The sequence below is a fragment of the Halomonas sp. genome (assembly GCF_033549285.1).
Lineage (GTDB): Bacteria > Pseudomonadota > Gammaproteobacteria > Pseudomonadales > Halomonadaceae > Halomonas.
Genome location: NZ_JAWSUJ010000148.1, coordinates 1 through 6143, shown reverse-complemented (window position 1 = coordinate 6143; position 6143 = coordinate 1). Strand labels below are relative to the sequence as shown.

The 6143-nt window shown below is 64.5% G+C and carries 5 protein-coding genes and 1 pseudogene; 4 read left to right on the top strand and 2 right to left on the bottom strand.

Features of this window, described 5'->3' with window-relative positions; all coding sequences use genetic code 11:
* The coding region (locus SCI24_RS20220) for a LysR family transcriptional regulator (RefSeq protein WP_318727086.1) at window positions 1-603 on the bottom strand (603 nt) is incomplete at its 3' end.
* A 110-nt stretch (window positions 604-713) separates the two neighbouring features.
* On the opposite strand from SCI24_RS20220, the gene SCI24_RS20215 reads away from it, so the two are divergent.
* From SCI24_RS20215 to SCI24_RS20200, 4 genes are all read left to right on the top strand, one after another.
* Entirely contained in the window at window positions 714-1595 is an 882-nt protein-coding gene (locus SCI24_RS20215; RefSeq protein WP_318727085.1) for a hypothetical protein, read from the top strand.
* Between the two features lie 79 nt (window positions 1596-1674).
* Window positions 1675-2958 carry a Xaa-Pro peptidase family protein gene (locus SCI24_RS20210; RefSeq protein WP_318727084.1) on the top strand — a complete coding sequence of 428 codons (1284 nt, stop codon included), beginning with the start codon at window positions 1675-1677 and terminating at the stop codon, window positions 2956-2958.
* 16 nt (window positions 2959-2974) lie between these two features.
* On the top strand, window positions 2975-4465 hold the full coding sequence (locus SCI24_RS20205; protein WP_318727083.1) for a CoA-acylating methylmalonate-semialdehyde dehydrogenase: 1491 nt from the start codon (window positions 2975-2977) through the stop codon (window positions 4463-4465).
* A 168-nt stretch (window positions 4466-4633) separates the two neighbouring features.
* Window positions 4634-5164 carry an outer membrane beta-barrel protein gene (locus SCI24_RS20200; RefSeq protein ID WP_318727082.1) on the top strand — a complete coding sequence of 177 codons (531 nt, stop codon included), beginning with the start codon at window positions 4634-4636 and terminating at the stop codon, window positions 5162-5164.
* 619 nt (window positions 5165-5783) lie between these two features.
* Here the strand turns inward: SCI24_RS20200 and SCI24_RS20195 are convergent.
* A pseudogene (locus SCI24_RS20195) lies at window positions 5784-6068 on the bottom strand (MerR family DNA-binding protein); the annotation flags it as partial.
* Window positions 6069-6143 lie beyond the last annotated feature (75 nt).

The following is a 6143-nucleotide window of genomic DNA, read 5'->3' as shown; positions in this document are numbered from 1 at the left end:
CCGCTCCTCGCGGCCCAGGGCCGAGAGGGCATGGGCGCGGAAGATGCATCCCTCCGGGTTGAGCGCCAGGGGCAGGGTCGCCCAGTCGGCCGGCGAGACGCCCTCGGCCACCACCCATACCATCGGCTCCCAGCCAAGCAGCTGGCCCGACTGGGTCGGCAGGTGGCGGATCGACAGCACCACGTCCAGCAGCCCCTCCTGGAAGCGCTTCACCAGGCTGGCGCTCATGTCGCAGTGGATCTCCAGGCGCGTGTCGGGGAAGCGCTCGGCGTAGCGGGGCAGCAGGGCGGGCAGGTAGGCGGCGGCCTGCTCCTCGGAGGTGGCGAAGCGGATCAGCTCGCCGCGTTGTGTCTCGCCCAGGGCCTCCCGGGCCTCGTCCTCGAGCTTGAGCATGTGACGGGCATAGGGCAGCAGTCGCTCCCCCGGGGCGGTCAGCAGCACGCTGCGGCTGGTGCGCTCCAGCAGCGCCTGGCCCATCTGGTCCTCGAGGCGCTTGATCTGCAGGCTCACCGCCGACTGGGTGCGATGCAGCACCTTGCCGGCGGCGCTGAAGCCCTGGCACTCGGCCACGGTGACGAAGGTGCGAAGCAGCACGGTATCCATGAACAATGAGCTCTTGCAATTGGTTGTATCTCAATCATTCATTTTTATTATGAATGAGCCGTCACTATGCTGTCCAGCGACATCCCGCAACACTCAGGAGCAGGAGAGCCATGCAGGCAATCGCTGACGTCCAGACGACCAACACCCTCGATGGCCTGATCGACCTGGCCCGCTATCCCGTCAATGACCTGGACGGCGAGGCCGGCCGCGCCCTGATCGAGCAGTGCCGTCGCCAGCTCGGCGGGGACGGCTGCGTGGTGCTCAAGAACTTCGTCCCGGAGGACGCCCTGGCGCGGCTCGAGCGCGAGACCGAGCGGCTCTCGCCGGAGGCGCACTACAACCAGACCGAGACCAACCCCTACAACAGCGCCGGCGATGCCGAGAAACCGGCCAGCCATCCGCTGAACCGCTTCGACGACCGCACCAACGGCTTCGTGGCGGGCGACCGCATCGACGGCGACACCATCATCCGCCAGGTCTACGAACATCCCGACTTCCAGCGCTTCATCGGCGCCGTGGTGGGCATGGAGGAGATCCACCAGTACGCCGACCCGCTGGCCGACCTGGTGGTCAACGTGCTGCGCGAGGGCTGCCAGCATCCGTGGCATTACGACACCAACGAGTTCATCGTCACCATGATGACCCGTCAGTCCCATGGCGGCGGCCGCTTCGAGTACGCCCCGGGCATCCGCAGCCCGGAGGGCGAGAACTTCGCGGAGGTGGAGAAGGTGATCGACGGCGACCGCACCCGCCTCAAGTCGCTCGACCTCCAGCCCGGCGACCTGCAGGTGTTCTTCGGCCGCTACTCGCTGCACCGGGTCACCCCGGTTAAGGGCGACAAGGAGCGCCACACCGTGATCTTCGCCTACGCCAAGGAGCCGGGCTTCATCGGTCGCCCCGAGCGTGCCGAGCGCATCTTCGGCCGCATGGCGCCGGTCCACGAGCGGCTCCTCGAGGAGGGCATGAACCGCTCGGACAGCCTGGCCGACTGAGCCCCGACGCCACCTACCTCCCTTGCGGATGGCCGCGCGTGCAGGCGGCCATCCCCCCGACGACACAACGAGAGACCCCATGAGCATCGTAGAGTCAGAGAAACTGACCGACAGCGAACCGGACCGGATTCCGGTCGTGCCGTCCGCGCCGATGGCCAACGGCGACAGCATCCCCACCGCCTTCGACCCCGTGCAGCTGCGCGCCGGGCGCCTGGCGCGCCTGCGCGCCATGATGGCCGAGCAGGGCTACGCCGCCCTGGTGCTGTTCGACCCCAACAACCAGCGCTACGCCACCGGGTCGCGCAACATGTTCGGCTACTTCCTGCGCAACTCCACGCGCTACATCTACGTGCCGCTGGAAGGCCCGATCATCCTCTTCGAGTACCCGGGCAGCGCCCACATCTCCACCTGGCTGGAGACCATCGACGAGTCGCGCACCTCCAAGGTGGTGTGGTCGGCGGTGAACCAGCGCGACAACCTCTCCTCGGACCCCTTCGGCCTGGAGATCGCCGAGCTGGTCCAGGAACACGGACGCGGCAACAGGAAGGTGGGCCTGGACCGCTGCGCGCTCAACCTGGCCCGCTCCCTGGAGGCCCAGGGGCTGGATGTCTATGACTGCATGCAGGACACCCTGCACTGCCGGCGCATCAAGACCCCCGAGGAGATCGCCTGCCTGGCCCAGTCCATGGCGGCAAGCGAGGCCTCGGTGGCCGAGGTGGAGGCCGCGATCAAGCCCGGCGTCACCGAGAACGAGCTCTTCGCCATCATGTACGGCGAGGTGATCCGCGGCGGTGGCGAGTTCATCGAGACCCGCCTGCTCAACTCCGGGCCGCGCACCAACCCCTGGTTCCACGAGGCCAGCGACCGCAAGGTCCGCCCCGGCGAGCTGGTGGCGCTGGACACCGACACCATCGGCTGCCACGGCTACTACTCCGATTTCTCGCGCACCTTCCACGTGGGGCCGGGTAGGCCCAGCGCCTACCAGCGCGAGCTCTACCGCATGGCCTACGACCAGGTGCACCACAACATGGGCATCCTCAAGCCCGGCATGAGCTATCGCGAGATCGCCGAAACGGCGTGGAAGATCCCCGAGCGCTTCCTGGATCGCCGCTACCCCTCGATCATCCACGGGGTGGGCATGCACGGCGAGACGCCGCTGGTGGCGCACCACATGGACTTCGACCGCTTCTCCAAGGATGGCGTCCTCGAGCCCGGCATGGTGGTCTCGGTGGAGAGCTACATCGGCGAGGTGGGCGCCGCCGACGGCGTCAAGCTCGAGGAAGAGGTGCTGATCACCGACACCGGCGTCGAGAAGCTCTCCCGCTACCCCTTCGACGAGGCCCTGCTCGGCCGTGAATACTGAAGCACAAGGACGCGACATGCAGACCCTGACCCACTGGATCGGCGGCGAGCGCCTGGACGGCGACCGCCACCTGGACGTGACCAACCCGGCCAGCGCCGAGGTCATCGGCCGCGTGCCCCTGGCCGACACCGCCACCGTGGCGCGCGCCATCGAGGCTGCCCGGGCGGCACAGCCCGCCTGGCGCGACACCCCGCCGGCCAAGCGCGCCCAGGTGATGTTCCGCTTCAAGATGCTGCTGGAGCGCGACGCCGACGAGCTCTGCGCCCTGGTCGCCAGGGAGCACGGCAAGGTGCTCGAAGACGCCATGGGCGAGCTCAAGCGCGGCATCGAGAACGTCGAATATGCCTGTGGCGTGCCGGAGCTGCTCAAGGGCGAATACTCCCACAACGCCGGCCCGGGCATCGACACCTGGTCCAACCACCAGCCGCTGGGCATCGTCGCGGGGATCACGCCGTTCAACTTCCCGGCCATGGTGCCGCTGTGGATGTATCCCATGGCCATTGCCTGCGGCAATGCCTTCATCCTCAAGCCCTCCGAGCAGGTGCCCTCGGCGGCGCTGAAGATGGCCGAGCTGCTGGAGGAGGCGGGCCTGCCCGCCGGGCTCTTCCAGGTGGTCCACGGCGAACGCGAGGCCGTGGAGGCGCTGATCGACGCCCCGGACGTCAAGGCGCTCAGCTTCGTCGGCTCCACCCCGGTGGCGAGATCGATCTACCGCCGCGGTGCCGACAACGGCAAGCGCGTGCAGGCGCTGGGCGGGGCCAAGAACCACGCCGTGGTGCTGCCCGACGCCGACCTGGACAACGCCGCCAGCACCCTGATCGGCGCGGCCTTCGGCAGTGCCGGCGAGCGCTGCATGGCGATCTCGGTGGCGGTGTGCGTGGGCGATGCCACGGCCGATGCCCTGGTGGCGAAGGTCGGCGAGCAGGCGCGCACCCTGAAGATCGGCCCCGGCACCGAGACCGGCCTCGACATGGGCGCCCTGGTCAACGCCGCCCACCGCGACAAGGTGGCGGGCTACATCGAACAAGGCGAGTCGGCCGGCGCCGAGCTGGTGGTCGACGGCCGCGAGCACCCGCTCGTGACGGAATCGCCGGGCTACTTCCTGGGCGCTACCCTGTTCGACCGGGTGAGCCCGGAGATGGGTATCTACCGCGACGAGATCTTCGGCCCGGTGCTCTGCGTGGTGCGCGTCGAGACCTTCGAGGAGGCCATCGCGCTGATCAACGCCCACCAGTACGGCAACGGTACCTGCGTGTTCACCCGCGACGGCGAGGCCGCCCGGCGCTTCAGTGACGCCATCGAGGTCGGCATGGTGGGCATCAACGTGCCGCTGCCGGTGCCGGTGGCCTTCCACAGCTTCGGCGGCTGGAAGGAGTCGCTGTTCGGCGATCTCCACGCCTATGGCCCCGACGCGGTGCGCTTCTATACCCGCCGCAAGGCGGTCTCCCAGCGCTGGCCCGCCCAGAACGCACGGGAACAGGCCCAGCTGAACTTCCCCTCCAGCTGACGTCGACCCGCCAACCCTGGCACGCGCATCGCCCATCCCTCGCGGATGGGCGATGTCGTGTCCGACAGGTAGAGGGGAAGGTCAGTCGAACTACACTATACTGTTACACAGCAGGTATAAAAGGTTTGTCCGGATGATTCTTGCGGGGTTGCTACTTAGGAGCAGGTCATGAACAAAACGAAAATAATTGGTGCCATTTTGTTGACGCTGGGTCTGACGGGTGATGCCCTCGCAGAGAGTGGCTTCTATGGTGGAGCGGGCATCGGGCAGGCGACCATCGATGCGTGTGATGGTGTCACCAATTGCGACGATAATGATACCAGCTGGAAGATCTTCGGCGGTTGGGAGATGAACTCGAATATCGCCTTCGAGGCCGCCTGGGTAGATTTTGGTGAGACCAGTGGATCCGTAGACGGTTCGGCAATCAGCGCCGAAGCGGACGGCTGGACGCTCGCTGCGAAAGGCATTCTGCCGCTCAATGAGAAGTTCGGCGTGTTCGGCAAGTTCGGCATGATTATGTGGGATGTTAAAGGGGGCGGTGCTGCTTCCGGTACTGACGACGATGGCACCGACCTCATGTATGGCCTCGGCGGTCAATATATGTTCACTGACCAGCTCGGTATTGTCGGTGAGTGGGAGTGGTATGATATTGATAATGACATCGATCTGTTTTCCGTCGGTGCATTGTTCAAGTTCTAAACTGCTCGATCACGCACCGAGTGAGTAGGAGGGGGAGTTGCCTCCCCCGTCCTCCCACACCACCGGGCAAGATTGACATCTGAAATCATCACCTGTCATTTCCGACGCCGGGTTCTGGGACACTTCTCCTGTCGCCTTATCACGCAATGCAGTCGGCAGCCATTGATCCAACACTTCCAGAAGGCAGCATCGACCAGAGTGAAGTCGCTGGCTCGTCCACGTAGGACTGGCCCCAACCCTTCGATTAAGCGTGGAATTTGACTCCTCTTCCCACGCTTCAGGATTTCACGGACACACGACATCAATCCTGACAGAGGGGACTTAGCAACCTTGCTGCTTTCCTGCATGTACTGAATGAAGAAGGTGAGCTGCTCGGGGAAGAGTGATTTTCCTAATTTCTCTTTAAGTCGACACGTCCTTACGACGTCCGATAGCTCAAGCGTTATATTAGCTTTGATCAATCGTCCGCTTCTGGCCGAAAGCTTCTGTATGCTATCCGGTCGTTTTCTTTACGCTCGTCGACCGCCCCTCCAGGAAGCCCTGGAGGGGCGGTTTTCTGTAAAGAAATCGCGTAAATATTCCTGCATAAAGAAAATGCACGATAACTTTATCTTCGGTGTCAGGCCTTCCCTATCCCTTCATGTAATGACGCAATCAACGGGCAGGTGACGCTGCCATGCTGGGCGTGGCATCGGGCCACCATGTCACTCAAGGCCTTCTCGATCTGCTGCAGTCTGTCGAGCTTTTCCCGTACGTCCTGCAACTTATGCTCGGCGAGTTCGCTGGCTTCCTGGCAGTGGGTGCCATCTTCCAGCCGGAGAAGGTCGCTGATCTCGTCGAGGCTGAAGCCCAGCTGCTGCGCCGTCTTCACGAACGTCAACCTGTCGATATCGGCGTCGCCATAGCCCGAAAATTGCACCAGACATGCAAAAAGCGGCTGAAAATCGGTTATAATTCAAGCTACTACACAAGAATCAAC

Excerpts from the sequence above, each read along its gene's own strand:
- SCI24_RS20215 (WP_318727085.1), top strand. The coding sequence starts at position 714 with ATGCAGGCAATCGCTGACGTCCAGACGACCAACACCCTCGATGGCCTG.
- SCI24_RS20210 (WP_318727084.1), top strand. The coding sequence starts at position 1,675 with ATGAGCATCGTAGAGTCAGAGAAACTGACCGACAGCGAACCGGACCGG.
- SCI24_RS20205 (WP_318727083.1), top strand. The coding sequence starts at position 2,975 with ATGCAGACCCTGACCCACTGGATCGGCGGCGAGCGCCTGGACGGCGAC.
- SCI24_RS20200 (WP_318727082.1), top strand. The coding sequence starts at position 4,634 with ATGAACAAAACGAAAATAATTGGTGCCATTTTGTTGACGCTGGGTCTG.